At 71.0% G+C, this 24867-nt stretch carries 25 protein-coding genes; 1 reads left to right on the plus strand and 24 read right to left on the minus strand.

The annotated features are described in order from the left end of the window. Window positions 1-37: 37 nt before the first annotated feature. From ACIO9K_RS18915 to ACIO9K_RS18930, 4 genes are all read right to left on the minus strand, one after another. The gene (locus ACIO9K_RS18915) at window positions 38-358 is read right to left on the minus strand and encodes an STAS domain-containing protein (protein ID WP_363582008.1); all 321 of its coding nucleotides are present in this window, start codon (window positions 356-358) and stop codon (window positions 38-40) included. A 388-nt stretch (window positions 359-746) separates the two neighbouring features. Beyond that, window positions 747-1616, minus strand: coding sequence for a 3-hydroxyacyl-CoA dehydrogenase family protein (locus ACIO9K_RS18920; RefSeq protein WP_350879591.1), 870 nt, complete (start codon window positions 1614-1616; stop codon window positions 747-749). 245 nt (window positions 1617-1861) lie between these two features. Continuing rightward, window positions 1862-2512 (minus strand): response regulator transcription factor, encoded by a 651-nt coding sequence (locus ACIO9K_RS18925; RefSeq protein ID WP_350879592.1) that lies wholly within the window; start codon window positions 2510-2512, stop codon window positions 1862-1864. Next, window positions 2509-3711: a histidine kinase gene (locus ACIO9K_RS18930; protein WP_363619299.1), complete on the minus strand. Its 1203-nt coding sequence runs from the start codon at window positions 3709-3711 to the stop codon at window positions 2509-2511. Before ACIO9K_RS18930 ends, ACIO9K_RS18925 begins: the two co-directional genes overlap by 4 nt. 156 nt (window positions 3712-3867) lie before the next feature. Between ACIO9K_RS18930 and ACIO9K_RS18935 the strand changes: the two genes are divergently transcribed. Then, window positions 3868-4470: a hypothetical protein gene (locus ACIO9K_RS18935; protein WP_363619300.1), complete on the plus strand. Its 603-nt coding sequence runs from the start codon at window positions 3868-3870 to the stop codon at window positions 4468-4470. A 28-nt stretch (window positions 4471-4498) separates the two neighbouring features. On the opposite strand, the gene ACIO9K_RS18940 is transcribed toward ACIO9K_RS18935, so the two are convergent. The 20 genes from ACIO9K_RS18940 to rho form a co-directional block, all read right to left on the minus strand. Then, a complete protein-coding gene (locus tag ACIO9K_RS18940; RefSeq protein WP_363582002.1) occupies window positions 4499-5071 on the minus strand; it encodes a cob(I)yrinic acid a,c-diamide adenosyltransferase in 573 nt (190 codons plus the stop codon). Window positions 5072-5282: 211 nt separating this feature from the next. After that, the gene (locus ACIO9K_RS18945) at window positions 5283-5783 is read right to left on the minus strand and encodes a DUF2550 domain-containing protein (RefSeq protein WP_063347798.1); all 501 of its coding nucleotides are present in this window, start codon (window positions 5781-5783) and stop codon (window positions 5283-5285) included. 149 nt (window positions 5784-5932) lie between these two features. Further along, window positions 5933-6316, minus strand: a complete 384-nt coding sequence (locus ACIO9K_RS18950) for a F0F1 ATP synthase subunit epsilon (RefSeq protein WP_363582000.1) — start codon at window positions 6314-6316, stop codon at window positions 5933-5935. Window positions 6317-6498: 182 nt separating this feature from the next. Next, complete coding sequence (gene atpD / locus ACIO9K_RS18955) at window positions 6499-7944, minus strand: F0F1 ATP synthase subunit beta (RefSeq protein ID WP_363581998.1); 1446 nt, start codon at window positions 7942-7944, stop codon at window positions 6499-6501. A gap of 2 nt (window positions 7945-7946) precedes the next feature. After that, entirely contained in the window at window positions 7947-8861 is a 915-nt protein-coding gene (locus ACIO9K_RS18960) for a F0F1 ATP synthase subunit gamma (protein WP_363619301.1), read from the minus strand. Window positions 8862-8893: 32 nt separating this feature from the next. Further along, window positions 8894-10468 (minus strand): F0F1 ATP synthase subunit alpha, encoded by a 1575-nt coding sequence (atpA, locus tag ACIO9K_RS18965; protein ID WP_363581994.1) that lies wholly within the window; start codon window positions 10466-10468, stop codon window positions 8894-8896. A 161-nt stretch (window positions 10469-10629) separates the two neighbouring features. Next, window positions 10630-11445 (minus strand): F0F1 ATP synthase subunit delta, encoded by an 816-nt coding sequence (locus tag ACIO9K_RS18970; protein WP_363619302.1) that lies wholly within the window; start codon window positions 11443-11445, stop codon window positions 10630-10632. Then, on the minus strand, window positions 11442-11999 hold the full coding sequence (locus ACIO9K_RS18975) for a F0F1 ATP synthase subunit B (protein WP_363581990.1): 558 nt from the start codon (window positions 11997-11999) through the stop codon (window positions 11442-11444). Before ACIO9K_RS18975 ends, ACIO9K_RS18970 begins: the two co-directional genes overlap by 4 nt. A gap of 34 nt (window positions 12000-12033) precedes the next feature. After that, a complete protein-coding gene (gene atpE, locus ACIO9K_RS18980) occupies window positions 12034-12270 on the minus strand; it encodes an ATP synthase F0 subunit C (RefSeq protein ID WP_350879602.1) in 237 nt (78 codons plus the stop codon). A gap of 93 nt (window positions 12271-12363) precedes the next feature. Then, the gene (gene atpB, locus ACIO9K_RS18985) at window positions 12364-13179 is read right to left on the minus strand and encodes a F0F1 ATP synthase subunit A (RefSeq protein ID WP_350879603.1); all 816 of its coding nucleotides are present in this window, start codon (window positions 13177-13179) and stop codon (window positions 12364-12366) included. A 285-nt stretch (window positions 13180-13464) separates the two neighbouring features. Then, entirely contained in the window at window positions 13465-13908 is a 444-nt protein-coding gene (locus ACIO9K_RS18990) for a hypothetical protein (RefSeq protein WP_363581988.1), read from the minus strand. A gap of 301 nt (window positions 13909-14209) precedes the next feature. Continuing rightward, window positions 14210-15487: an MraY family glycosyltransferase gene (locus tag ACIO9K_RS18995; RefSeq protein ID WP_363581986.1), complete on the minus strand. Its 1278-nt coding sequence runs from the start codon at window positions 15485-15487 to the stop codon at window positions 14210-14212. A 175-nt stretch (window positions 15488-15662) separates the two neighbouring features. Continuing rightward, complete coding sequence (gene glyA / locus ACIO9K_RS19000; RefSeq protein ID WP_363581984.1) at window positions 15663-16943, minus strand: serine hydroxymethyltransferase; 1281 nt, start codon at window positions 16941-16943, stop codon at window positions 15663-15665. A 180-nt stretch (window positions 16944-17123) separates the two neighbouring features. Then, the gene (locus ACIO9K_RS19005; protein WP_363372045.1) at window positions 17124-17765 is read right to left on the minus strand and encodes a protein-tyrosine-phosphatase; all 642 of its coding nucleotides are present in this window, start codon (window positions 17763-17765) and stop codon (window positions 17124-17126) included. 32 nt (window positions 17766-17797) lie between these two features. Further along, on the minus strand, window positions 17798-18445 hold the full coding sequence (locus ACIO9K_RS19010; RefSeq protein WP_063347809.1) for an L-threonylcarbamoyladenylate synthase: 648 nt from the start codon (window positions 18443-18445) through the stop codon (window positions 17798-17800). A 136-nt stretch (window positions 18446-18581) separates the two neighbouring features. Further along, window positions 18582-19448 carry a peptide chain release factor N(5)-glutamine methyltransferase gene (gene prmC, locus ACIO9K_RS19015; protein WP_063347810.1) on the minus strand — a complete coding sequence of 289 codons (867 nt, stop codon included), beginning with the start codon at window positions 19446-19448 and terminating at the stop codon, window positions 18582-18584. Between the two features lie 62 nt (window positions 19449-19510). Beyond that, entirely contained in the window at window positions 19511-20587 is a 1077-nt protein-coding gene (prfA, locus tag ACIO9K_RS19020) for a peptide chain release factor 1 (protein ID WP_363581982.1), read from the minus strand. 156 nt (window positions 20588-20743) lie between these two features. Further along, entirely contained in the window at window positions 20744-20965 is a 222-nt protein-coding gene (gene rpmE, locus ACIO9K_RS19025; protein ID WP_030057539.1) for a 50S ribosomal protein L31, read from the minus strand. Window positions 20966-21103: 138 nt separating this feature from the next. Continuing rightward, window positions 21104-22204 carry an LCP family protein gene (locus tag ACIO9K_RS19030; protein WP_400331222.1) on the minus strand — a complete coding sequence of 367 codons (1101 nt, stop codon included), beginning with the start codon at window positions 22202-22204 and terminating at the stop codon, window positions 21104-21106. Window positions 22205-22342: 138 nt separating this feature from the next. Next, window positions 22343-24460: a transcription termination factor Rho gene (gene rho / locus ACIO9K_RS19035; protein ID WP_363581978.1), complete on the minus strand. Its 2118-nt coding sequence runs from the start codon at window positions 24458-24460 to the stop codon at window positions 22343-22345. Window positions 24461-24867: the final 407 nt, after the last annotated feature.

Here is a 24867-nt window from a genome sequence, read left to right on the forward strand (position 1 = left end):
AGCGCCGGGACCGGACGGGGGCAGGAGCGGCCAGGCCCTAGAGGGCGATCCCGTGGGCCTCGGTGACGCCGTCCACGGCCAGGATGCGGTGCAGCTTGGTGGCCACCAGCAGCCGCTGGAGCTGGGCCGGGACGGAGCGCAGCACCAGCCGCCGGCCGATCCGGCCGGCCCTGCGGTGGGTGCCCATGATCACGCCGAGGCCGGTGGCGTCCCAGAACTCCAGCCGGGCGAGGTCGAGCACGAGGTCGCCGAGGCCGCCGTCCACGGCCTGGTGCAGCCGGGCGCGCGCATCGGCGGCGGTGCGCACGTCGAGGCGGCCTTCGATGGCCAGCGCCCTGTGGTCGCCGGTGATGCGCATGCTCTCCTCCTTCGCCTGACCGGTCCGGTACGGGGGTGGTCCGACCCGGCCGTGCCGGGGCGGGGGGTGGGGGTGTCCATCCGGGCGGGCCGTGGCCCCTCGCCCGGGTCCGGTCGCAGCCTCGTCGTGCTGGGCCGGGTCTCCCTCTTCTGACGGCGAACCAGCAGCGCAGGTTGCTGGTTCCGGCCAGATCTGAAGCAACTTCACTCGTCCGAGGGAATATACGCAGTCAGTCTCCACACCTACGCTCGATTACCGCCCAAATCACCCGTCTGCGGCACCTGGCGTGAGGAAACTCACCCGCCCCCGAGCGGGCGGGCCGTACGGTGTTCCGCCGCACGGCCCGCCCGGTCGCCGGGCGTCGTCGTTCACCCGTTCCGGCGGGGGCTCACTTGCCCTCGTACGGGTAGAAGCCGCGGCCGCTCTTGCGGCCGAGGTCGCCGGCGGTGACCATGCGCGCCATGATCTCCGGGGCGGCGAACTTCTCGTCCTGGGTCTCGTCGTAGATGTTGCGGGCGGCGTGCAGCAGGATGTCCACGCCGGTCAGGTCGGCGGTCTCCAGCGGGCCCATCGGGTGGCCGAAGCCGAGGCGGCAGGCGGTGTCGATGTCCTCGGCGGTGGCGACGCCCGACTCGTACAGCTTGGCGGCCTCGACGACCAGCGCGGTGATCAGGCGGGTGGTGACGAAGCCGGCCACGTCCCGGTTGACCACCACGACGTCCTTGCCGACGCCCTCGGCGAAGGCGCGGGCGGCGGCCAGGGTCTCGTCGCTGGTCTTGTAGCCGCGGACCAGCTCGACGAGCTTCATCAGCGGCACCGGCGAGAAGAAGTGCACGCCGACGACCGACTCGGGGCGCCGGGTGGCGGCGGCGATCCGGGTGATCGGGATGGCGGAGGTGTTGGAGGCCAGCACCGCGCCGTCCTTGGCGAGCTTGTCGAGCTCCCGGAAGACGCCCTCCTTGACCTCGAACTGCTCGAACACGGCCTCGACCACGATGTCGGCCTCGGCGACGGCGCCCAGGTCGGTGGTGGTGGTGATCCGGCCCAGCGCGGCCTCGGCGTCCTCGGCGCTCAGCCGGCCCTTGGCGACGAACTTCGCGTAGGAGGCGCGGATGCCCGCGAGACCGCGCTGCAGGGCCTCCTCCGTGACGTCCCGCAGCACCACCGGGTGGCCGGCCTGCGCGGACACCTGGGCGATGCCGGCGCCCATCAGGCCGGCACCGATCACGGCGATCTGCTTGCTGGACGCATTGCTCATGGCTGGGTCTCCCGATGCCGTCGCCGCCCTGGGGCGGGCCCTGAAGGCGGCTCAGGGCAGGGGTCACCGCCGGAGAGCCGCGTCGCTCGTTGCCGGGACTCTAATGCCCAATCCGGCCCCGTGGTGTCAATCGGGAGTGTGATCTGCGCCCGACCTGGTCGGGCGACCCAGACCCGCCGTGACCAGCCGATCGAACCGGCCGACCGGACCATCTGACCGGACCGGCCGACCGGACCGTCAGACGCTCAGACGGTCAGCCCGAGGTCCTGCGCCAGGATCGCCGCCTGCACCCGGTTGCGCAGCCGCAGCTTCGCCAGGATCCGGCTGACGTGCGTCTTGGTGGTCGCCTCCGCCATCTCCAGCCGGGCCGCGATCTCCCCGTTGGACAGCCCGGCCCCGATGCAGGCCAGCACCTCCCGCTCACGCGGGGTCAGTCCGGCCACCGCCTCCCTGGCTTCCGGCCCGACCGCCCGGTCCGGCCGGGCGAAGGCGCCGATCAGCCGCCTGGTCACCGAGGGCGCCAGCATGCCGTCCCCGCGCGCCACCGTCCGGACGCCCTCGACCAGGGTGTCCGCCTCCAGGTCCTTGAGCAGGAACCCGGCCGCGCCGGCCCGCAGCGCGCCGTAGACGTACTCGTCCAGGTCGAAGGTGGTCAGCACGAGCACCTGGCCGGCCCCGGCGGCGACCACCTGCCGGGTCGCCGAGACGCCGTCCAGCCGGGGCATCTGCACGTCCATCAGCACCACGTCGGGCCGCAGCTCCAGTGCCAGCCGGACGGCCTCCTCGCCGTCGGCGGCCTGCCCGACCACCTCGATGTCCGGCTCGGCCCGCAGGATCATCACCAGCGCCGCCCGTACCGCCGCCTGGTCCTCGGCCACCAGCACCCGGATCGTCATGCCCCTGCCCCGCTCTCCCGCCCGCGCGGCAGTACCGCGCGCACGCTCCAGTAGTCGTTCCGCGGCCCCGCCTCGAAGCTGCCGCCGAGCAGCCCGGCCCGCTCCGCCATGCCGACCAGCCCGGCCCGGGCGCCGGGCAGTTCGCGGCCCGGTCCGTGCCGGTACGGGCTGTCGACGGCGATCCGCAGTTCCTCGGGGCCGAACTCCATCCGCACGCTGACCAGTCCGGGCCCGGCGTGCTTGAGCGCGTTGGTCAGCGACTCCTGGACGATCCGGTACGCGGCCAGCCGGACCGGCACCGGGACCTCCCCGCGCTCGCCCCGCTCGGCGAGTTCGAAGTCCAGCCCGACGTCCTGGCCGGCCGCCCGGGCCTTGGCCAGCAGGGCGTCCACGGCGGCCAGGTCGGGCGCCGCGTACGACTCGTCCGCCTCTCCCCCGCCGCTGTCGCGCAACAGTCCGATCATGCGGCGCATTTCGGCCAAACCCTGGACGCTGCTCTCCCGGATCACCGCCAGCACCTCCACCAGCGGGTCGTCCCCGGCCAGCCGACGGCGCCGGGCGACGGACTGCGCGCCGGTCGCGTGGATCGCGATCGCCGACAGGTGGTTGGCCACCACGTCGTGCAACTCCCTTGCCATCCTCGCGCGTTCGGCGACGACGGCCTCACGCCGGTCCATCTCCGAGAGCAGCGCGGTCTGTTCGGCCCGCAGCCGCTCGCTCACCGCCCGGTCGCGGTGCTTGCGGACCACGTCCCCGGTCCAGACCGGCGCCAGGTAGATCAGGACGGTGAGCACCACCACCGCCACCGCGTTCGAGGCGTCGCTGTAGATCAGCACCAGGGTGGACAGCACCAGCACCGAACCCGTGCCGGTCAGGTGCAGGATCCGGGACATCCTCGGGGTCCCGTAGAGCACCGCCGCGTAGAGCAGGTCGGTGTACATCAGGCTGGTCGCCAGCAGGGCGCCGGTGAAGATGCTGTACCCGAAGGCGAGCCCGCCCAGCGTCGCGGTGAGCACCGGCCTGGTCCGGCGGAACAGCTCCAGCACCGCCATGACCAGCAGCGCCGGCACCACCGCCGCGCGCGGGATCCGCGAGGAGTTGTCGTAGACCTGGAGCGCGATCAGCAGCGCTCCGCCGAGCAGACCGAGCAGGGCGATCCCCCGGTCCTCCTGGCGCGGGGTGAGGGTCGGTCTCAGCACACCTCCATCTCACCATCCCCGGGCGCCGCCCGGCTCCGGTCCCCGGAGGAGCCGCCGTACATCGAAAGGTGCAGGCCGGGACGGCACCCGGCGACGACGACGCGGCCACGCCCGCGCGCCAGGCTGGAGGCACCGCCGACCGCCCGGGAGCACAACGTGATCGTCACCCTCATCGTCGCGGCCGAGATCTCCTTCTGGATCCTGCTCGGCCTCGGTCTCACCGCCCGCTACCTGCTCCGGTGGCGCCGCACCAGCACCGCCCTGCTGGTCGGCCTGCCGGTGGTGGACCTCACCCTGTACGTGCTCACCGTGCTCGACCTGCGCGGCGGCGCCGCCGCGAGCTGGACGCACGCCCTCGCGGCGAGCTACGCGGGCTTCTCGATCGGGTACGGGCCCTCCCTGGTCCGCTGGGCCGACCGGCACTTCATGTACCGCTTCGCCGGCGGCCCCAAGCCGCCGCGCTCACCGAAGTACGGCCTGGCGCGGTCCCGGTACGAGTGGCAGATCTGCCGCCGCACGGTGGTCTCGGCCGCGATCACACTGAGCCTGATCACCCTGCTGGTGCCGCTGTCGGGAGGCTCCGCGCACTTCGGCACCTTCCTCCAGTGGTACCTCAAGCTGGGCATCGCCGCCGTGGTCAACGTGGTCATCGCCGTCAGCTACACGCTCTGGCCGAAGCAGCCGCCGGCCGGCGAGCAGGACGCGGACGACCCGATCGCCGAGCAGCCCGTCGCCGGCGTCCCGGAGAAGCGGCTCTGAGGGGCTTGCCGGCGGTTCTGAGGGACCGCTAGCGGTTCTCGCCCGGCACCCAGAGCACGTCGCCGCGCTCCTTGTTGGCCGCCCGGGCCAGGATGAACAGCAGGTCGGAGAGCCGGTTGAGGTACTTCGCGGTCAGCGGGTTGACGCTGTCCCCGTACTCCGCGATCGCCGCCCAGGTGGCCCGCTCGGCCCGCCGCACCACCGTGCAGGCCAGGTGCAGGTAGGCCGCGCCGGGCGTACCGCCGGGCAGGATGAAGCTGCGCAGCTTCTCCAACTGCTCCAGGTAGTGGTCGCAGTCCCCCTCCAGCCGGTCGACGTACGACGGCAGCACCCGCAGCGGCGGGTACTTCGGGTCCTCGACCACCGGCGTGGACAGGTCCGCGCCGACGTCGAACAGGTCGTTCTGGATCCGGACGAGCACCGTGACGATGTCCTCGGGCAGCGATCCGGCGGCGACGGCCACGCCGATCGCCGCGTTCGCCTCGTTGGTGTCGGCGTACGCGACCAGGCGGGGATCGGTCTTGGTGGTCCGGCTCATGTCGCCGAGCGCGGTAGTGCCGTCGTCGCCGGTGCGGGTGTAGATGCGCGTCAGATTCACCATGCGGCCAGCGTAGCCGGACGGGTTAGGCGGCGTTAACCCCGAGCGGGACCAGCCCTACCCGGCGTTGTCCCCGAGGGTCTCGCCGCTACGCGACATTGACCTCCCCCAGCCTCCGGCCGGGGGTACCCCCACCCCGAGGGTCTCGCCGCTACGCGACGTTGACCTCCCCCAGCCTCCGGCCGGGGGTACCCCCACCCCGAGGGTCTCGCCGCTACGCGACGTTGACCCTCTGCCCGGGTGGGGCGGCCTCCAGCCAGGCGAGGAAGCCGGTGAGCGCGTCCTCGCTCATCGCCAGCTCCAGCGGCTCCCCGTTGTGCAGGCAGCGCAGCACCACCGAGCCGGAGAGCAGGGCGAGCTCCTCCTGGCCCTCCGGGTAGCGCCGGCCGAGCACCTCGATCTCCCGGCGCGGCAGCACCCTGCGCGGGCGCGGGGCGTACGAGAAGACCCGGAACCACTCGATCGAGTCACCGCTGTAGCGGCCGATACCAAAAACCCACCCCTTGCCGTCGGTCTGGGGGACCGGGGCCGAGGTGGGTTTGCCGTTCTCGTCGAGGTCGGGCTGCGTCGAGGCGTCGGCGGGCATTTTGAGTCGGTAACTGCAGTCGAACGTGCCGCCGACCCGCTGGATCAGGCGGCGTCGTACCGCGAACGCCACCAGGCCGATCACACCCAGCGCCACGACCGCCGCACACACCACAAGCGCGAGGACCATGCTCACCTACCTCCTCGCTACCCGCGTTCCCCGTATCGGTCGTATCAAGCGACCGCGTTGACCTACCAACTACGACGACAGTCCCGGGGTCACGCTCACGCGTCCCCGGGACCGTCGGTCGACCCCGCTGAACCAGGGTCTTGGCGCACTCAGACGTGGGCCTTGAGGCCGCGCGCCGCGAACAGGCGGACCTCGGCGCGCCGCTCGGCGTGCTCGTCAAGGCCCGACTTGGCCTTCTCCAGCGCGCGCTCGGCACGGGCGACGTCGATCTCGTCCGCCAGCTCGGCGATCTCCGCGAGCAGAGACAGCTTGTTGTCGGCGAAGGAGATGAAGCCGCCGTGCACCGCGGCGATCACGGTGCCGCCGTCCGCCGTGCGAATGGTGACCGGACCGGTCTCCAGCACGCTCAGCACCGGGGTGTGACCCGGCATGATGCCGGTGTCGCCGGAGGCCGTACGGGCGACGACGATGGTGGCCGCACCGGACCACACCTTGCGGTCGGCTGCGACCAGCTCGACGTGCAGCTCAGCCAACGTGGGCTCCTAGGCTCATGCAACCCCCGATTACTCGGGAGTTTCGGTAAGAATAACGGCCGCGCGCCTCCGGCATGAAACCGGCGGCACGGATTTGACCGGAATCACAGCCGATGCGACGCGAGGGGTGGTCCCGGGCTCGGGGCCACCCCTCACGGTCACTCAGCTGCTACCGGCCGCGACTACTTCTTCGCCAGCTCGGCGGCGTTCTTCTCGAGGTCCTCGATGCCACCGCACATGAAGAAGGCCTGCTCCGGGATGGAGTCGTACTTGCCGTCCGCGATCGCGTTGAAGGCCTCGATGGTCTCCGACAGCGGCACGGTCGAACCCTCGACACCGGTGAACTGCTTCGCCACGTAGGTGTTCTGCGAGAGGAAGCGCTCGATGCGACGGGCACGGTGAACCGTGACCTTGTCCTCCTCGGACAGCTCGTCGATACCGAGGATCGCGATGATGTCCTGGAGGTCCTTGTACTTCTGCAGGATCCCCTTGATACGGAGGGCCGTGTCGTAGTGGGTCTGCGCGATGTACCGCGGGTCGAGGATGCGGGACGTGGAGTCCAGCGGGTCGACGGCCGGGTAGATGCCCTTCTCCGAGATCGGGCGCGACAGAACGGTCGTCGCGTCCAGGTGGGCGAAGGTGGTGGCCGGGGCCGGGTCGGTCAGGTCGTCCGCGGGGACGTAGATCGCCTGCATCGAGGTGATCGAGTGACCGCGGGTCGAGGTGATGCGCTCCTGGAGGAGGCCCATCTCGTCGGCCAGGTTCGGCTGGTAGCCCACCGCGGAGGGCATGCGGCCGAGCAGGGTCGACACCTCGGAACCGGCCTGGGTGAACCGGAAGATGTTGTCGATGAAGAGGAGCACGTCCTGCTTCTCGACGTCACGGAAGTACTCCGCCATGGTCAGCGCGGAGAGCGCGACGCGCAGACGGGTGCCCGGCGGCTCGTCCATCTGGCCGAAGACCAGCGCGGTCTTGTCCAGAACGCCCGAGTCGACCATCTCGTCGATGAGGTCGTTGCCCTCACGGGTGCGCTCGCCGACGCCGGCGAACACCGACACACCACCGAAGTTCTCGGCGACGCGGTAGATCATCTCCTGGATCAGAACGGTCTTGCCGACACCGGCACCACCGAACAGACCGATCTTGCCACCCTGGACGTACGGGGTGAGGAGGTCGATGACCTTGATGCCGGTCTCGAACATCTCGGTCTTGGACTCGAGGTCCTTGAACTCCGGCGCCTTGCGGTGGATCGGCCAGCGGACCTCGACCTGCTGGTCGAACTCCTTCTGGTCCACGTTCAGCACGTCGCCGAGGGCGTTGAAGACCTTGCCCTTGGTGATCTGGCCGACGGGCACCGAGATGGCGGCACCGGTGTCGGTGACCTGGGTGCCACGGACCAGACCGTCGGTCGGCTGCATCGAGATGCCGCGGACCATGCCGTCGCCCAGGTGCTGGGCGACCTCGAGGGTCAGGGTCTTCTTGCCCGAGCCGTCGGGGTTCTCCGCCTCGACGTGCAGGGCGTTGAACATGTTCGGAATAGCGTCGACGGGGAACTCCACGTCGACGACCGGGCCGATGACCCGCGCGACGCGGCCCGTCGCCGTGGTCGGCTCAACAGTGGTGGTCATTCTCATTCGCTCCCGCGGCTAGCGTCGGCGAGGGCGTTGGCACCGCCGACGATCTCGCTGATTTCCTGGGTGATCTCGGCCTGACGGGCCGAGTTGGCAAGCCGCGTGAGCGACTTGATGAGCTCGCCGGCGTTGTCCGTCGCGCTCTTCATCGCGCGTCGGCGGGCGGCGTGCTCGGAGGCGGCCGACTGCAGCAGCGCGTTGTAGATCCGGCTCTCGACGTACCGCGGCAGCAGCGCGTCCAGCACGCCCTCCGCCGACGGCTCGAAGTCGTACAGCGGGAAGATCTCCGCCTTGGCCGGCTGGTCGTCGCTGAGCTGGACCTCGTCCAGCTTCAGCGGCAGCAGCCGGGCCTCGACCGCGTTCTGCGTCAGCATCGACACGAACTTGGTCGAGATCAGGTGGAGCTCGTCCACGCCGCCCGTCTCGGCCGTGAAGGCCTCGATCAGGTCGGCCGCCACGGTCTTCGCGTCCCCGTAGGTCGGCTTGTCCGAGAAGCCCGTCCACGACTCCGCGATCTCGAAGCCGCGGAACGTGTAGTACGAGACGCCCTTGCGACCGACGATGTACGTCACCACGTCCTTGCCCTCGGCCCGCAGACGCTCGCTGAGCGACTGCGCGGCCTTGATGGCGTTGGTCGAGTAACCGCCCGCCAGGCCGCGGTCCGCCGTGATCAGCAGGACGGCGGCGCGCGAGGCGCTCGGGTTCTCGGTGGTGAGCGGGTGCTTGGCGTTGGACCGGGTGGCCACCGCCGTCACCGCACGGGTGAGCTCATCGGCGTACGGAGTGGAGGCGGCCACCGCGCGCTGCGCCTTGACGATGCGCGACGCGGAGATCATCTCCATCGCCTTGGTGATCTTCTTCGTCGCGGTGACAGAGCGGATCCGGCGCTTGTAGACCCGAAGCTGTGCTCCCATGGGTCGTTACGTCCTTTCCCTCGCTACCGGACTCAGGCCTGCTCGGAGAGCAGCTTGCCGTCAGCGGTCTGGTAGCCCTGCTTGAACGCGTCGATGGCGCTGGTCAGCGCGTCGACGGTGCCCTCGGCGAGCAGACCGGTCTCGACGATGCCCGCGAGCAGGTCCTTGTGCTGGAGGCGCACGTGGTCCAGGAACTCGCGCTCGAAGCGGCGGATCTCGGCGACCGGGACGTCGTCCAGCTTGCCGGTGGTGCCGGCCCAGATGGAGACGACCTGCTCCTCGACCGGGAACGGCTGGTACTGGCCCTGCTTCAGCAGCTCGACCATGCGCGCACCGCGCTCCAGCTGGGCCTTGGAGGCCGCGTCCAGGTCGGAACCGAAGGCGGCGAAGGCCTCCAGCTCGCGGTACTGGGCGAGGTCCAGACGCAGACGGCCGGCAACCGAACGCATGGCCTTGATCTGGGCGGAGCCACCGACGCGGGAGACCGAGATACCGACGTTCACGGCCGGGCGGATGCCGGCGTTGAACAGGTCGGACTCCAGGAAGCACTGGCCGTCGGTGATGGAGATGACGTTGGTCGGGATGTACGCCGAGACGTCGTTGGCCTTGGTCTCGATGATCGGCAGACCGGTCATCGAGCCGCCGCCCAGGGCGTCGTTCAGCTTGGCGCAACGCTCCAGCAGGCGGGAGTGCAGGTAGAAGACGTCGCCCGGGTAGGCCTCGCGGCCCGGCGGACGGCGCAGCAGCAGCGACACGGAGCGGTAGGCCTCGGCCTGCTTCGACAGGTCGTCGAAGATGATCAGGACGTGCTTGCCGTCGTACATCCACTCCTGGCCGATGGCCGAACCGGTGTACGGGGCGAGGTACTTGAAGCCGGCCGGGTCGGAGGCGGGAGCAGCCACGATGGTGGTGTACTCCAGCGCGCCGGCCTCCTCCAGGGCGCCGCGGACGGACGCGATGGTGGAGCCCTTCTGGCCCACGGCGACGTAGATGCAGCGGACCTGCTTCTCCGGGTCGCCCGAGCGCCAGTTGTCGCGCTGGTTGATGATCGTGTCGACGGCCACCGCGGTCTTGCCGGTCTGGCGGTCACCGATGATCAGCTGACGCTGGCCACGGCCGATCGGGGTCATCGAGTCGATGGCCTTGATGCCGGTCTGCAGCGGCTGCTTGACCGACTTGCGGGCCATGACGCCGGGGGCCTGCAGCTCCAGGGCGCGGCGGCCGCTGGAGGCGATGTCGCCCAGACCGTCGATCGGGTTGCCCAGCGGGTCCACGACGCGGCCGAGGTAGCCGTCGCCGACCGGAACCGAGAGGACCTCGCCGGTGCGGCGCACGGTCTGGCCCTCTTCGATGCCACCGAACTCACCGAGGATGACGACACCGATCTCGCGGGTGTCGAGGTTCAGCGCGAGGCCGAGCGTGCCGTCCTCGAACCTCAGCAGCTCGTTCGCCATGACCGAGGGCAGGCCCTCGACATGCGCGATGCCGTCCGCCGCGTCAGTGACCGTGCCGACCTCTTCCACAGAAGCGGCGTCCGGCTGGTACGACTGGACAAAGTCGGCCAGCGCGTCCCGGATCTCCTCCGGACGGATCGTAAGCTCCGCCATCAGGCTTCCCTGCTCTCCTAGTTTGCGATCCTCGGCCCGCCATTGAGGGCCGCAAGTATTCGACTCTCGGCCGGGTCTGCCGAACCGGCCGTCCGATGTGCCGGCTCCTTGGGGAGCCGGTTTCCCGACCGAGGGTCGGATGTGCTGCTGCTTCGGTGTGCTCAGCCTTCGAGCGACTGGCGAGCGCCTTCGAGGCGGCTCGACACGGTGCCGTCGATGATCTCGTCGCCGACCTGCACCCGGACACCGCCGACGACCTCGGGGTCGACGTCGATGTTCAGGTGGACCTGGCGGCCGTACATCCGGCCCAGAGCACCGGACAGGCGCTCCTTCTGGGTGTCCGACAGCGGCACCGCGGTGGTGACCAGGGCCACCACGCGGCCGCGGCGCGCGGCGGCGAGCTTCGAGTAGGACTCCAGGCCCTGCTCCAGGCTACGGCCACGCGGCGCGTTGACGATGGCCGTGACCAGCCGGACGGTGCCCGGGTGGGCGCGGCCGCCGAGCAGCTTCTTGATCAGCGCGGCCTTCGCGGCGATGCCGGCCTTCGGCTCGGTCAGCGCGGCGCGCAGCTCGTGCGAGCCGCCCACCACCCGGCTGAACCGGAACAGCTCGTCCTCGACGTCGTCCAGGGCGCCTGCCCTGTCCGCCGCGATGACCTCGGCGTACGCGGCCAGCTCCTCGGTCCCGTCCACCAGGTCGCGCGAGCCCGACCAGCGGGAGCGGACCAGACCGGAGACGAGGTCGACGGTCTCGCCGGAGACCTGACCGGTCAGCAGCGAGGAGACCAGCTGGGCCTTGTCCTGACCCGACCGGGACGGGTCGGTCAGGACACGGCGCAGCGACACCTCACGGTCCAGCACGGCCGTGACGGCGGTGAGCTCCTCGGCGAGCTTGGCCGCGTCCACCGAGGTGGAGTCGGTCAGGCTCTCCAGGTTCTGCCGGCCGGCGGCGAGGGCCTCGCGGCTGGCGCCGATCACTTGGCCGCACCCTGAGCAACGGCGGCCTTGGCCTCCAGCTCGTCCAGGAAGCGGTCGATCACGCCGCTCTGCCGAGCGCTGTCCTCGAGGGACTCGCCCACGATGCGGGAAGCCAGCTGGGAGGCCAGCGAACCCACGTCCTGGCGCAGGACGGCAGTCGCCTGCTTCTTGTCGGCCTCGATCTGCGCGTGGCCGGCGGCGACGATGGCCTCGCGCTGACGCTGGCCCTCCTCGCGCATCTCGGTGAGCTGGGCAGCGCCCTGCTCGCGAGCCTGCTCGACGATGCGGGCAGCCTCGTGACGCGCCTCGGCGAGCTCGGCGCGGTACTGCTCAAGCAGGGCCTGGGCCTCCGCCTGAGCGGCCTCGGCGCGCTCCATGCCGCCCTCGATGGCGTCCCGACGCTCCGACAGCACCTTCTCGATGCTGGGGAGGAGCTTCTTGCCGAGGAGACCGAAGACGATGAAGAAGCAGAGCAGGCCGATGATGATCTCGGGCCACGCGGGGAGGAGAGGGTTCATCTTCTCCTCGGCCGCGAGCGTAACCGCGATGCTCATATCTGGACCTTCCTCGAATGGGTCTGCGGCAGGATTACTTGTTGCCGAAGACGAACGGCATGACGATGCCGATGAGGGCGAGCGCCTCGGTCAGCGCGAAGCCGATGAACATGTTGGAGCGGATCAGGCCGGCAGCCTCGGGCTGACGGGCCATGGCCTGGACACCGTTGCCGAAGATCAGACCGACGCCGATGCCGGGGCCGATCGCGGCGAGGCCGTAGCCGATGGAGGCGACGGAACCGTAGACGTTGCCCTCAGCGAGGATGCTCATTGACGTTGTCCTTTGCAGGGGTGGTGAACCGGTGGTGATTGGCCACCGGGCAATCCGGAGAGGTTGGTTCAGGGAGGGCCGAAGCCCCCTGGCTCAGTGCGCCTCTTCGAGGGCACCGGCGATGTAGCTGCTGGCCAGCATCACGAAGATGTAGGCCTGCAGGAACTGGACCAGCAGCTCGAAGGCGGTCAGCGCGACGGCGACGATGAACGAGGCCGAGCCGTAGAGCGCACCCAGGGTCGGGCTGAGCAGGTACCAGGAGGCGATGGAGAACATCACGATCAGCAGGTGGCCGGCGAACATGTTCGCGAAGGCTCGGACCGCGAGCGTGAAGGGGCGCACGAAGATGTTCGAGAAGAACTCGATCGGCACCAGGATGAACATGACCCAGCCGGGGATGCCCGAGGGCCAGCAGAGGTTCTTCAGACCGCCGACGAAGCCGTGCTTCTTGAAGGTCAGCGTCATGTAGGTGATCCACACGACCGCAGCGAGGCCGGCCGGGAACGCGATCGCCGCCGAGACGGGGAACTGCGCGAAGGGGATGATCGACATGATGTTCATCAGCCAGATGAAGAAGAACATCGAGACGAGCATCGGGACGTACTTCTCGCCCTTCTTGCCGATCGTCTCCAGCACGATGGAGCGCTTGACGAAGTCATAGCCGATCTCGCCGACGAGCTGCAGCTTGCCGGGGACCAGGCGCGGCTTGGCGAAGGCGGCCCAGAAGAAGACGACGACCAGCAGCGCAACGATGACCGACAGCAGCATCGGCTTGTTGAACTCGATACTGCCGATCGAGAAGATCGGCTTGAACTGGAACTCGTTCAGACCCGGGGCCGGGAAGCCGCAGCCAGCGTCCCCGAAGTGGCAACTGCCTGAGGCGAGGAACGTGAGCTGATCAGCACTCACCACGGACTCCTTCGTCGTGACGCATGGTTACGGCAACCTCGGTGTGTCGGCGTGGCCTGCGGCCACGGAGCGGCACTGGAACTTGATGGGTTTCTCGCGGATCCCGCGCGCCGGTGCGCCGCACCACAGCGGGATCATCGAAGACTGCGCGGATCCGGGGGGCGATCCGTCCGCTGTTCGGACAGACCTGGCCGCTTCCCGTACTCCGTTGTTGCGACGGACGATAGCAGTCCGTCAGTGCGACATAAACACCGCCCCCCTCGTTGGGGGGACAGCCAGGGCTCGTCACTGTTGACGCCCCGAGTCGGAGGGCTTGTCGCCCTTGTTTTCGGAGGCGTCGGGGTCGACGTAGAAGGTCTTGGCCTTCAGCGCACCGCGCACCTGGAACCCCGTCCAGATCAGCGCGCAGCCGAGCAGGGTGAAGGCGAAGGCCTGCCGGTTGAAGAGCCCGGTGTTCTTGAAGACCGCCAGCACGATGCCGACCAGCAGGATCTGTGTGGTGTACACGAGCAGCGCCGCGGCCATCATGATGTGCGGGTTCGACCTGGTCAGCCGGTCGAGCGCGACCTGGCCGAAGCTGAAGAAGGCCATCACCAGGAGTGCGCCGAAGAGGGCGCCGAGCAGCCCCTTCCCACCGGCGACGGCGAACGAGATCGCCATGGCGATGATCCCGGCGGCCGCAGTGGGAATCGCGGCGCCTCGGAGGATCCGGGCGTCGGTGGACGGCATGTCGGCAGCTCCGGCGGCATGTCGATGTGACGGGGGACGGGGCACAGAAGGTGGTGGGTGACACCGGACCGAGAGGCCGCCGCCCGGGCCGCCCGCTGGAGCGGCGGGCCCGTCGAGGGAGACCGACCAGGGACGGAAGTCCTCCACCTGTCAGGTCTTTCGGCGTGTTCTCGGTACTCGTGAACGGTATCACAAACTATTTGATGAGAGCTTTACCATGAATGTGTGGCACCTGTCACACCGACGGCGCAACGGTGCGGCCGAACGGGTGAGGCTATTTGACGGAACATCAACTGCCTTGCTAGCGACGGCCGGTGGCCCGGCCGTGGTCGTCGAGCGCGGAGGCTCCCCGGTCGGCTTCACCAAGAAGTTGCTTGTCCTTTGCCGACAGTTCAGCCATGGGGGCGGACGGACGGCGCCGGTAGCGCGGCGGCACGAAGGCCTGCACCGCCTTCGGCGCGCGCGGCCGGAACTGCGGCGTCAGCAGCACCACCAGGCCGACCAGGCAGAGCCCGGCGAGCGTCAGCACCACCGTGCGGCCGGTGTTGGTGACCGAGAAGGCCACCGTGCCGAAGGCGATCAGCGCGGCCCAGAAGTACATGATCAGCACCGCGCGGCTGTGCGAGTGCCCGACCTGGAGCAGCCGGTGGTGCAGGTGGCGCTTGTCCGCGGCGAACGGCGACTGGCCGGCCCAGGTGCGGCGCACCACCGCGAGCAGCAGGTCCGCCAGCGGCAGCGCGATGACCGTCAGCGGCAGCAGCAGCGGGATGTAGATCGGCACCAGGGCGTGCACGGTGGCGGTCTGCGAACCGGTCTCGCTGCTGATCAGGTCCGGGTCGACGCGACCGGTGATGGAGATCGCGGCCACGGCCAGCATCAGGCCCAGCATCATCGAGCCGGAGTCGCCCATGAAGATCCGCGCGGGGTGCATGTTGTGCGCCAGGAAGCCCAGGCACATGCCGATCAGCAGCACGCTGAACAGCACCGCGGGCGCCGCGTCGGTGATCGTGTAGCCGTACCAGAGCCGGTAGCTGTACAGGAAGAACGCCATCGCGGCGATGCAGACCATGCCGCCCGCCAGGCCGTCCAGGCCGTCGATGAAGTTCACCGCGTTGACCATGACGACGACCAGGGTGACCGAGATGACCATGCCCTGGGTGGGGCTCACCGCGACCGCGCCGACACCGGGCACCGGGAGGGTGATCACCGTGACGCCCTGCCAGACCATCACACCGGCGGCGATCATCTGGCCGCCGAGCTTCACCAGCGCGTCCACGCCCCACTTGTCGTCGAGCACCCCGAGCAGCCACATGATCCCGGCGCCGGACAGCAGCGCGCGGATGTCGGTGCCCTGGGAGAACACCTTGCTCAGGTTGTCCAGCTGGGAGGCGACCAGGATGCCCGCGCACAGCCCGCCGAACATGGCGATCCCGCCGAGCCGCGGTGTCGGCTCGCGGTGCACGTCCCGGGCGCGGACCGGCGGCATGGCGCCCGCCGCGATGGCGAACTTCCGGACCGGGCCGGTCAACAGGTAGGTGACGGCGGCGGTGCAGAACAGCACCAGCAGATACTCACGCACCACCGGCCTCCTGCGTCACTGTCCAACGGGGAGGTACCGAAGGTACTCCCCTGCGTTCCCGGGGTTCGAGGTGCGTCGCCACGCCCCACACCTTATTGAGTCGGACGCTCAAGGCACGCATCGCGGTTCGCTCTCCCGGGTAGGAGATCCGAATATCCGTCGACGACGCTCTTGTTCACCGCCGGTCGGCGAAGGACAGGGCCAGCTCCCGGACCCGGTTCGCCACCCGCGCGCCCGTGCCCCCGGCGAGCACCTGGGCGATCAGCCCGGCGAGCTCGGCGAGTTCCGCCTCGCCCATCCCCTGGCTGGTCACCGTGCCGGTGCCCAGCCTGATCCCGGAGGCCTCGGCCGCCGGCGCCGGGTCGTAGGGCAGCGCGCACTTGCCGAGCAGCAGTCCGGCCACGGCGCAGCGCCGCTCGGCCTCCGCGCCGGTGACGCCCAGCGGGCTCACGTCCGCCGTCACCAGGTGGGTGTCGGTGCCGCCGGTCAGCGGGCGCATCCCGGCCGCCGCGAGCCCTGTCGCCAGCACCCGCGCCCCGTCCACCGTCCGCTGCGCGTACGCCCGGTAGCCGGGCGTCGCCGCCTCGGCCAGCGCCACCGCCTTGCCGGCCACCTCGTTCATCGCCGCCCCGCCCTGGCTGAACGGGAACACCGCCCGGTCGATCCGTTCGGCCAGCTCCGCGGTGGACAGCAGCAGGCCCCCGCGCGGGCCGCGCAGCAGCTTGTGGGTGGCCGCCACGGTGACGTCCGCGTACGGCACCGGGGAGGGCGCCACCCCGGCGGCGACCAGGCCGGCGGTCTGGGCGACCGAGGCGATCAGGTAGGCGTCCACCTCGTCGGCGATCTCCCGGAAGGCGGCCCAGTCCGGGTGCCGGGGGTGCGAGATCGAGCCCGCCACGATCGCCTTCGGGCGGTGCTCGCGGGCCAGGTCGCGCACCTGGTCGAGGTCGATCAGGCCGTCGGCCTCGCGCACCCCGTACCCGGTGAAGGCGAACCAGCGGCCGGAGAAGTTCGCCCGCGAGCCGCAGCTGAGGTGGCCGCCGTGCTCCAGCGACATCGCCAGCACCCCGTCGCCGGGCCGCAGCAGCGCCGCGTACGCCGCCAGCATCGCCGAAGTCGCCGACCGGGGCTGGACGTTGGCGTGCGGGGCGGCGAACAGCTCACGGGCCCGGTCGATCGCCAGCAGCTCGGCGGCGTCCGCGAGGGCGCAGCCGGTGTGGTGCCGGCGGCCCGGGTAGCCCTCGGCGTACTTGTCGATCAGCGGCCCGGTCAGCGCCGCCAGGACGGCCGGGGAGGTCAGGTTCTCCCCCGCCAGCAGCTGGACCGTCTCGGCCCGCCGCTCGGCCTCGGCCGCCAGCAGGTCGGCCACCTGCGGATCGGCCCGGTGCAGTGCCTCGGAGGCCCACGGGCGCCCTCTGGTCGCGGTCGGGCCGGTCGGGGCGTCGGTGACGGTCATGGCGGGGCTCCGGGGCGGCGTGGGGGCGCCTCCCGGCATGGGGGCCGGGAAGGGTGGGTTCCTCCAGCGTAGGACCGGCCGGGCCGGGCGGCTCGTCGGCGCGGGGCCATTCGGCGCTCGGCCGCCGCGGGCCGTCCCCGGGCCGCCGGGGGGCCTCCGGGCCGCTCGCGGCGCGGGCGGTCAGCGCAGCGCGGGCACGCCGGTGAGCGCGGTGACCACCGGGTCGACCGCGTGGAATATCTCCTCGCCGCAGTTGCGGAACATGCCGATCGGGGCCCCGTACGGGTCGTCCAGTTCGTCGGACTCCGGGGTGGCGGCGAGCAGCCAGCCGCGCAGCGCGGCGGCCGCCCGGACCAGGGCGCGGGCGCGCTCGGTGACGTCGGCGCCGCGGCGCGGGTCGGGCAGGGTGCCCGGGTCTATCGTCCGCACCAGGCGGGTGAACTCCTTCAGGGTGAAGGTGCGCAGTCCCGCCTCGTGGCCCATCGAGATGACCTGGGCGCGGTGGTCCAGGGTCGCGGTGAGCACCAGGTCGGCCTCGACCACGTGCTCGTCCAGCAGCTCGCGGCCGGTGAAGCCGCCGCTGTCGGCGCCGTACTCGTCCAGGACGGTCGCGGCGTGGTCCTCCATCGGCGCGCCCACGTGGCCCCAGGTGCCGGCGCTCTCCACCAGGATCCGGCCGGCCACCCGGGGGCTGAGCCGGGTGTCCAGCTCACGCCGGGTGAGCCGCTCGGCGATCGGCGAGCGGCAGATGTTGCCGGTGCAGACGAACAGGATCCGGAAGTGGTCCAGCGGCCTGGGACCCACGCTCAGGTACGGCGCTATGCCGGGCCCGGCATGGAGCGAGGCGATGGGCGTCAACTGCCGGCCTCCAGGTCGGGGACGACCTCCCTCAGCTGCTCGACGCTGATCGCGCCCGCCCGCAGCAGGACCGGGACCTTGCCCGTGACGTCGACGATGGACGAGGCGGTCGCGTGGTCCGCCTGTCCGCCGTCCAGGTAGACCGAGATGGCGTCGCCGAGCTGCGCCTGCGCCTCGTCGCAGGTGGCCGGGGACGGGCCGCCGGTCTTGTTGGCGCTGGAGACGGCGAGCGGGCCGGTGGCGTTCAGCAGCTCGATGGCGACCGGGTGCAGCGGCATCCGGACGGCGACGGTGCCGCGGGTCTCGCCGAGGTCCCAGCGCAGCGAGGGCTGGTGCTTGGCGACCAGGGTGAGCCCGCCCGGCCAGAACGCGTCGACCAGCTCCCAGGCCTGCTCGGAGAAGTCGGTGACCAGGCCGTGCAGGGTGGTCGGCGAGCCGACCAGCACGGGCGAGGGCATGTTGCGGCCGCGGCCCTTGGCGGCCAGCAGGTCGCCGACGGCCTCCGGCGAGAAGGCGTCCGCACCGACCCCGTACAGGGTGTCGGTGGGCAGCACGACGAGTTCGCCCCGGCGAATGGCCGAGGCGGCCTCGCGCAGGCCGGTGGCGCGGTCCCCGGCGTCGGCACAGTCGTAACGGCGGCTCATCGGTGCGGTCCCCTTCCGGAATGGCTCATCACAGCGTTCACAGCACGGTCTTCACGGCGCGGCCGGGCGAGCGGCGGTACCGCGGCCCGGCCGGTCACGACGACGCCCCTCGGGTGGGCGTACGGCACTCGACCGCTCACAACGACGCCCTGCGGGCTGTCGTGAAGCGCGGTCGGTTGTTCAGGTCGCGGTGGTCGGCGGTGTCCGTCCAGCCGCGTTCCTCGTTGAAGATCCACGGGACCTGCCCGCCCTGCTGGTCGGCGTGCTCGATCACCACCGCGCCGCCGGGGCGCAGCAGCCGGGCGGCCACCCGCTCGATGCCGCGGATGGTGTCCAGGCCGTCCTCGCCGGAGAACAGCGACATCTGCGGGTCGTGGTCGCGGGCCTCCGGGGCGACGTACTCCCACTCGGTGAGCGGGATGTACGGCGGGTTGGAGATCACCAGGTCGAAGCGGCCGTCCCAGGAACGGTCGTCGGCGAAGGCCCGGGTGGCGTCACCGGCGTGCAGGGTGACCCGGGCGCGGTCGGGGCTGGCCTCGATGTTGCGCCGGGTGTACTGCAGCGCGCCCTCGTCGAGTTCGAAGGCGTGCACGGTCGAGCGCGGCAGCTCCTGGGCCAGGGCGAGCGCGATGGCGCCGGAGCCGGAGCACAGGTCGACGACCAGCGGCTCGGCCACGTCCATGTCGCGGACGGCGTCTATGGCCCACTCGACGACCGTCTCGGTCTCCGGCCGGGGCACGAACACCCCGGGGCCGACCTCCAGTTCGAGGTAGCGGAAGAACGCCCGCCCGGTGATGTGCTGGAGCGGTTCGCGCGCCTCGCGGCGGGAGACGGCCTCCCAGTAGCGGGCGTCGAAGTCGGCGTCCTTCACCGAGTGCAGCTGGCTGCGCTTGACGTTGTGGACGTAGGCGGCGAGTTCCTCCGCGTCGAAGCGCGGCGACGGCACGCCGGCCGCGGCCAACCGCTGGGTGGCCTGGGCCACCTCGGCGAGCAGCAGGTTCATCCGTACGACCTCTTGTTTCTGCGCTCCGGCTCGCGCCGTCGCTCGGGCTGGGCGCGCCGGTCTCAGTTCTGTTGGGCCGAGGCGAGCTTGGCCGCCGCGTCCGCGTCGACGCAGGACTGGATCACCGCGTTCAGTTCGCCGTCCAGGACCTGGTCCAGGTTGTACGACTTGAACCCCGTGCGGTGGTCCGAGATGCGGTTCTCCGGGTAGTTGTACGTCCGGATCCGCTCGGAGCGGTCCACCGTACGGACCTGGCTGCGACGCGCGTCCGAGGCCTCGCGCTCGGCCTCCTCCTGCGCGGCGGCCAACAGGCGCGACCGCAGGATGCGCATCGCCTGCTCCTTGTTCTGCAGCTGGCTCTTCTCGTTCTGGCAGGACGCCACGATACCGGTCGGCAGGTGGGTGATCCGGACCGCGGAGTCGGTGGTGTTGACCGACTGGCCGCCGGGGCCGGACGAGCGGTAGACGTCGATCCGCAGGTCGTTGGCGACGATCTCGACCTCGACCTCCTCCGCCTCGGGGGTGACCAGCACGCCCGCCGCGGAGGTGTGGATGCGGCCCTGGGACTCGGTGGCGGGGACGCGCTGCACGCGGTGCACGCCGCCCTCGTACTTCAGCCGGGCCCAGACGCCCTGCCCGGGCTCGGCGTTGCCCTTGGTCTTCACGGCCACCGAGACGTCCTTGTAGCCGCCGAGGTCGGACTCGTTGGCGTCGATGATCTCGGTCTTCCAGCCGATCCGCTCGGCGAAGCGCAGGTACATCCGGAGCAGGTCGCCGGCGAACAGCGCGGACTCCTCGCCGCCCTCACCCGCCTTGATCTCCAGGATGACGTCCTTGTCGTCGCTCGGGTCGCGCGGCACGAGCAGCAGCCGCAGCTCCTCGGTCAGCCCCTCGCGGCGCTGCTCGCCCTCCTTCACCTCGGCGAGGAACTCCGGCTCCTCGGCGGCGAGTTCGCGCGCGGCCTCGATGTCCTCGCCGGCCTGTCGCCACTGCCGGTAGACCCGGGTGATCGGGGTCAGCTCGGCGTACCGCTTGGCCAGCTTGCGAGCGTTGGCCTGGTCGGCGTGGACGGACGGGTCGGCCAGCCTCTTCTCGAGGTCGGCGTGCTCGACGAGGAGCTCTTCGACTGCCTCGAACATGGAGTGGGCCTTCTTCCCGTGAGAACCGTTGGAAGCCGGTGAGGACCGGCCGGTCGTGCGAACCGCTGGAGGGGGTGCTGGGGGATGCGAACGGCGCCGGCCCCCAGCGCCCCCGGAACGAGTACGGGGGCACCGGGAACCGGCGCCGTGGGAGCGCTAGGCCTTCGCGCTGTGCTGCTTGCCGAAGCGGGCCTCGAAGCGGGCCACGCGGCCACCGGTGTCGAGGATCTTCTGCTTGCCGGTGTAGAACGGGTGGCACTGCGAGCAGACCTCGGCGCGGATCTCGCCACTGGTCTCGGTCGAGCGGGTCGTGAACTCGGCGCCGCAGGTGCAGGTCACACGGGTGACCACGTACTCGGGGTGAACGTTGGGCTTCAAGGGGTTCTCCTAGGTTTCGGGAGGGCACCGGGTCGGCGGCTGGAGCGCCGCACGTGAACCGGGACCGACGGACCAGTCTGCCAGGACCGGCCGCATCTTCCCAAACCGGGTCGTGTTCCGGGATATTCCGGGCGCTGCTCAGCGCCTGGCGGGAGCCTTCGCCGGGGCCGTGGGGGCGGCCGTGGGGGCGGCCTGGGCGGGGTTCTCGGGCTGCGCCGAGACGATCTCCTGCGGGACCGGCTGGTCGGCCTTGAGGGCCGCCCAGAGCTGGTCCGCCTGCGGCTGCTGCTCGACCACCCGGTTGGGGTCGCCGGGGGCGGTCATCACCGGCAGGGTCACCATGCCGAGCTGGTCCGGCCCGATCCCCTTGAGCTCCTGGACGAGCCCCACCAGGGCGTTCACCGAACCCAGCGCGGAGTCGGTGGTGATGCTGCGGGTCATGGTGTCGCCGATCGACCAGAGCTTGACCGGGTTGGAGAACAGCCCGATCCCGCCGGCCTGCTGGAGCAGCGACTTCACCATCTGCTTCTGGAGTTCGATCCGGCCGAGGTCGCTGCCGTCGCCGACGCCGTGCCGGGTGCGGACGAAGGCCAGCGACTGCTGCCCGTCCAGGTGGTGCTCGCCCGGTGGCAGGTCGAGCCCGCTGTCCTTGTCGTGGATGGCCACCGCGGTGCTCACGGTGGCCCCGCCTATCGCGTCCACGACGCGGGCGAAGCCGGCGAAGTCGATCTGCACGTAGTGGTCCATCCGCAGCCCGGTGAGCTGCTCGGTGGTCTTGACCGCGCAGGCCGCGCCGCCGGCCTCGAAGGCGCTGTTGTACATCGCGCGCTTGGCGCCGGCCACCGCCTTGCCCGCGGCGTCGGTGCAGTCGGGCCGGGTGACCAGGGTGTCGCGCGGGATCGAGACGACCTCGGCGTGCGAGTGGTCCTGGTTGACGTGCAGCACCATCGCGGTATCCGAGCGGGCGGTGTCGCCGGTGTCGCCGCCGGCCAGGTCGCCGTTCTCGCCGTTGCGCGAGTCGGAGCCCAGCACCAGGACGTTGAACGAGCCGTCGGTGGCGGCCGGCGGGCGGGCGTCGCCGAGGCGGGCGTTGATGTCGACGCTCTTGATGTTGCCGTTGAGTTCGACGTACGCGTACCCGGCCGCTCCGGCGCCGAGGACGACGAGCGCGGCGAACGCGCAGGCGGCCGCCCGCAGGATCTTGCGGCGGCGGGTCAGGACCCTCTTGTGCTCGGCCATACGGTCCAGAGTAAAACGGACAAGATGATCAAAAAGCCTCATGATGTCCCAACTCTGGAACAAAGCCGAGCGGACGCACCGAACCCCGGACCGCTCGCGCGGTCCGGGGTTCGGTGGGCGACAACCGTCCGGCTACGGTCAGTCGTTGGAGCCGGGGGTGGTCTTGGCGATCTGCATCAGGAACTCGGCGTTGCTCTTGGTCTGCTTCATCTTGTCCAGGAGCAGCTCGATCGCCTGCTGCGAGTCGAGCGCGTGCAGCACCCGGCGCAGCTTCCAGACGATGGCCAACTCCTCGCTGCCGAGCAGGATCTCCTCCTTGCGGGTGCTGGAGGCGTCCACGTCGACGGCCGGGAAGATGCGCTTGTCCGAGAGCTTCCGGTCGAGCTTGAGCTCCATGTTGCCGGTGCCCTTGAACTCCTCGAAGATCACCTCGTCCATGCGCGAGCCGGTCTCGACCAGCGCGGTGGCCAGGATGGTCAGCGAGCCGCCGTTCTCGATGTTGCGCGCGGCGCCGAAGAACTTCTTCGGCGGGTACAGCGCGGTCGAGTCGACACCACCGGACAGGATGCGGCCGGAGGCCGGCGCCGCCAGGTTGTAGGCGCGGCCGAGACGGGTGATCGAGTCCAGCAGGATGACCACGTCGTGGCCCAGCTCCACCAGGCGCTTGGCGCGCTCGATGGCCAGCTCGGCGACGGTGGTGTGGTCCTCGGCCGGACGGTCGAAGGTCGAGGAGATGACCTCGCCCTTCACCGACCGCTGCATGTCGGTGACCTCTTCCGGACGCTCGTCGACCAGGACGACCATCAGGTGGCACTCGGGGTTGTTGTGGGTGATCGCGTTGGCGACCGCCTGCAGCACCATCGTCTTGCCGGTCTTCGGCGGCGCGACGATCAGACCGCGCTGGCCCTTGCCGATCGGCGACACCAGGTCGATGATCCGGGTGGTCAGGATGCCCGCGTCGGTCTCCAGACGCAGCCGGTCCTGCGGGTAGAGCGGGGTGAGCTTGTTGAACTCGGGGCGGCCGCGGCCGCTCTCCGGGTCCATGCCGTTGACGGAGTCCAGCCGCACCATGGCGTTGAACTTCTCGCGGCGCTCGCCGTCCTTGGGCTGGCGCACCGCGCCGGTGATGGCGTCGCCCTTGCGCAGGCCGTTCTTGCGAACCTGGGCGAGCGAGACGTAGACGTCGTTCTGGCCCGGCAGGTAGCCGGAGGTGCGCACGAACGCGTAGTTGTCGAGGATGTCGAGGATGCCCGCGACCGGGATCAGGACGTCGTCCTCGCCGACCTGCGGCTCGGCGGGGCCGGCCTCGAAGCCCTCGCGGCGGGCGCCACGGCCCCGGCGGTCGCGGTAGCGGCCACGGCGGCCACGGCGGCCGTCACCGAACTCGTCGTCGTCGTAGCCGCCCTGCTGAACCTGCGGCTGCTGGGTCTGCTGGCCGCCCTGGCGGGCCTGCTGGCCGTCGCCCTGACCGGCCTGCTGCTGGCCGCCGCCCTGCTGGGGCTGGCGGTCGGTGCGCTCGCGGCGGTTGCGGCGGTCGCGGCGCGACTCGCGGGAGTCGCCGTCCTGGGCCTCGCCGCCGTCCTGGCGCTCGGCGCGCTCGGGGCGGTCGGCCCGCTCCGGGCGGTCGCCGCGGTCCCGGCGGTCCCGGCGGTCGCGACGGGTCTCGGTGCGGCCCTCCTCGCGGCCCTCGAAGGCGCGGGTCTCGGCCTGGCGGGTCTCGGCCTGCTTGGGCTCGGCCACCGCAACGGCGGCGTCGGCCGTGGCGTCGGCGGTCGGGGCACCGGCGGCCGAGGTGGCGCGGCGGCGGGTGCGCTCGGCACGGGCGGGCGCGGCGGTCTCGGCGGCGGCCTGGACCGGGATCTCGATCTGGGCCTGCGACTCGGCGGCGGCCGGGGCCGCGGCGGCGGTAGCGGCAGCGGCGGCGGCCTTGGTGCGGCGGGCCGGCTTCTCGGCCGGCGCCTCGGCGGCGTCCGCCTTGGCGGCGGTGCGCTTGGCGGCGGCCGGAGCACCACCGGCGGCGAGCAGCGGGTCTCCGCCGCTCTTCTCCTTGATGGTCTCGATCAGCTGGCTCTTGCGCATGCGTCCGGTACCGGTGATGCCCAGGTCCCCGGCGAGCTTCTGCAGCTCGGCCAGGACCATGCCGTCCAGGCCGGCGGCGGCGGTACGGCGGCGCCGCGCCGGGGCCGCGGGGGCGGCGGCTGCGTCCGACGCCTCGGCGTCCGGGCGCGCGCCCATCAGATCGGTGGAGTCGCTCACTAAGGGTCCTTCCCTGGAGCGGACGTCGGCCTGTCTGGCTCGGCGACCGGTTGTGCTGTCCTGACCAACGCTCGACTGCGTCGGTCCGAGGCGGTGATCCCCCGAAAGGCGGAAGCCGGTCGAGGGAGAGCTGCGAGGTGCGGTGCGTGAAGCACGGTGGTGCTGAGTGGCGCGGCGGGCCGGTCGGTCGTGTGCCGACCGGGCGTACCCCCACGCTTGCCTGCGAATCCCGGGCCCCCGTCGCGTGACGGTGGACCGCGCTCCGCCCGTCCTGGCCTCAAGGTGGGAGGCCGCGGGTGGGAGTCAGGTGCCGTCACGGCTTCGGGATGCGGCCGCGTGTCGCGCAGGCAGGCTGCGTACGCGCTGCGGTGGGCTCCCGGAGAATCGTCGCCCCGTGCATCGCCGCG

Source organism: Kitasatospora sp. NPDC087271, assembly GCF_044744605.1.
Classification (GTDB): Bacteria; Actinomycetota; Actinomycetes; order Streptomycetales; family Streptomycetaceae; genus Kitasatospora.

Coding starts and splice junctions, on each gene's coding strand:
- prfA (WP_363581982.1), bottom strand. CDS start 20,587: ATGTTCGAGGCAGTCGAAGAGCTCCTCGTCGAGCACGCCGACCTCGAG.
- prmC (WP_063347810.1), bottom strand. CDS start 19,448: ATGAACCTGCTGCTCGCCGAGGTGGCCCAGGCCACCCAGCGGTTGGCC.
- ACIO9K_RS18975 (WP_363581990.1), bottom strand. CDS start 11,999: ATGAGCATCGCGGTTACGCTCGCGGCCGAGGAGAAGATGAACCCTCTC.
- ACIO9K_RS18990 (WP_363581988.1), bottom strand. CDS start 13,908: ATGCCGTCCACCGACGCCCGGATCCTCCGAGGCGCCGCGATTCCCACT.
- atpE (WP_350879602.1), bottom strand. CDS start 12,270: ATGAGCATCCTCGCTGAGGGCAACGTCTACGGTTCCGTCGCCTCCATC.
- ACIO9K_RS18945 (WP_063347798.1), bottom strand. CDS start 5,783: ATGGTCCTCGCGCTTGTGGTGTGTGCGGCGGTCGTGGCGCTGGGTGTG.
- ACIO9K_RS18960 (WP_363619301.1), bottom strand. CDS start 8,861: ATGGGAGCACAGCTTCGGGTCTACAAGCGCCGGATCCGCTCTGTCACC.
- atpD (WP_363581998.1), bottom strand. CDS start 7,944: ATGACCACCACTGTTGAGCCGACCACGGCGACGGGCCGCGTCGCGCGG.
- ACIO9K_RS19010 (WP_063347809.1), bottom strand. CDS start 18,445: ATGAGCCGCCGTTACGACTGTGCCGACGCCGGGGACCGCGCCACCGGC.
- ACIO9K_RS18915 (WP_363582008.1), bottom strand. CDS start 358: ATGCGCATCACCGGCGACCACAGGGCGCTGGCCATCGAAGGCCGCCTC.
- ACIO9K_RS18925 (WP_350879592.1), bottom strand. CDS start 2,512: ATGACGATCCGGGTGCTGGTGGCCGAGGACCAGGCGGCGGTACGGGCG.
- ACIO9K_RS18920 (WP_350879591.1), bottom strand. CDS start 1,616: ATGAGCAATGCGTCCAGCAAGCAGATCGCCGTGATCGGTGCCGGCCTG.
- ACIO9K_RS19030 (WP_400331222.1), bottom strand. CDS start 22,204: ATGGCCGAGCACAAGAGGGTCCTGACCCGCCGCCGCAAGATCCTGCGG.
- glyA (WP_363581984.1), bottom strand. CDS start 16,943: ATGACCGTCACCGACGCCCCGACCGGCCCGACCGCGACCAGAGGGCGC.
- ACIO9K_RS18940 (WP_363582002.1), bottom strand. CDS start 5,071: ATGGTGAATCTGACGCGCATCTACACCCGCACCGGCGACGACGGCACT.
- atpA (WP_363581994.1), bottom strand. CDS start 10,468: ATGGCGGAGCTTACGATCCGTCCGGAGGAGATCCGGGACGCGCTGGCC.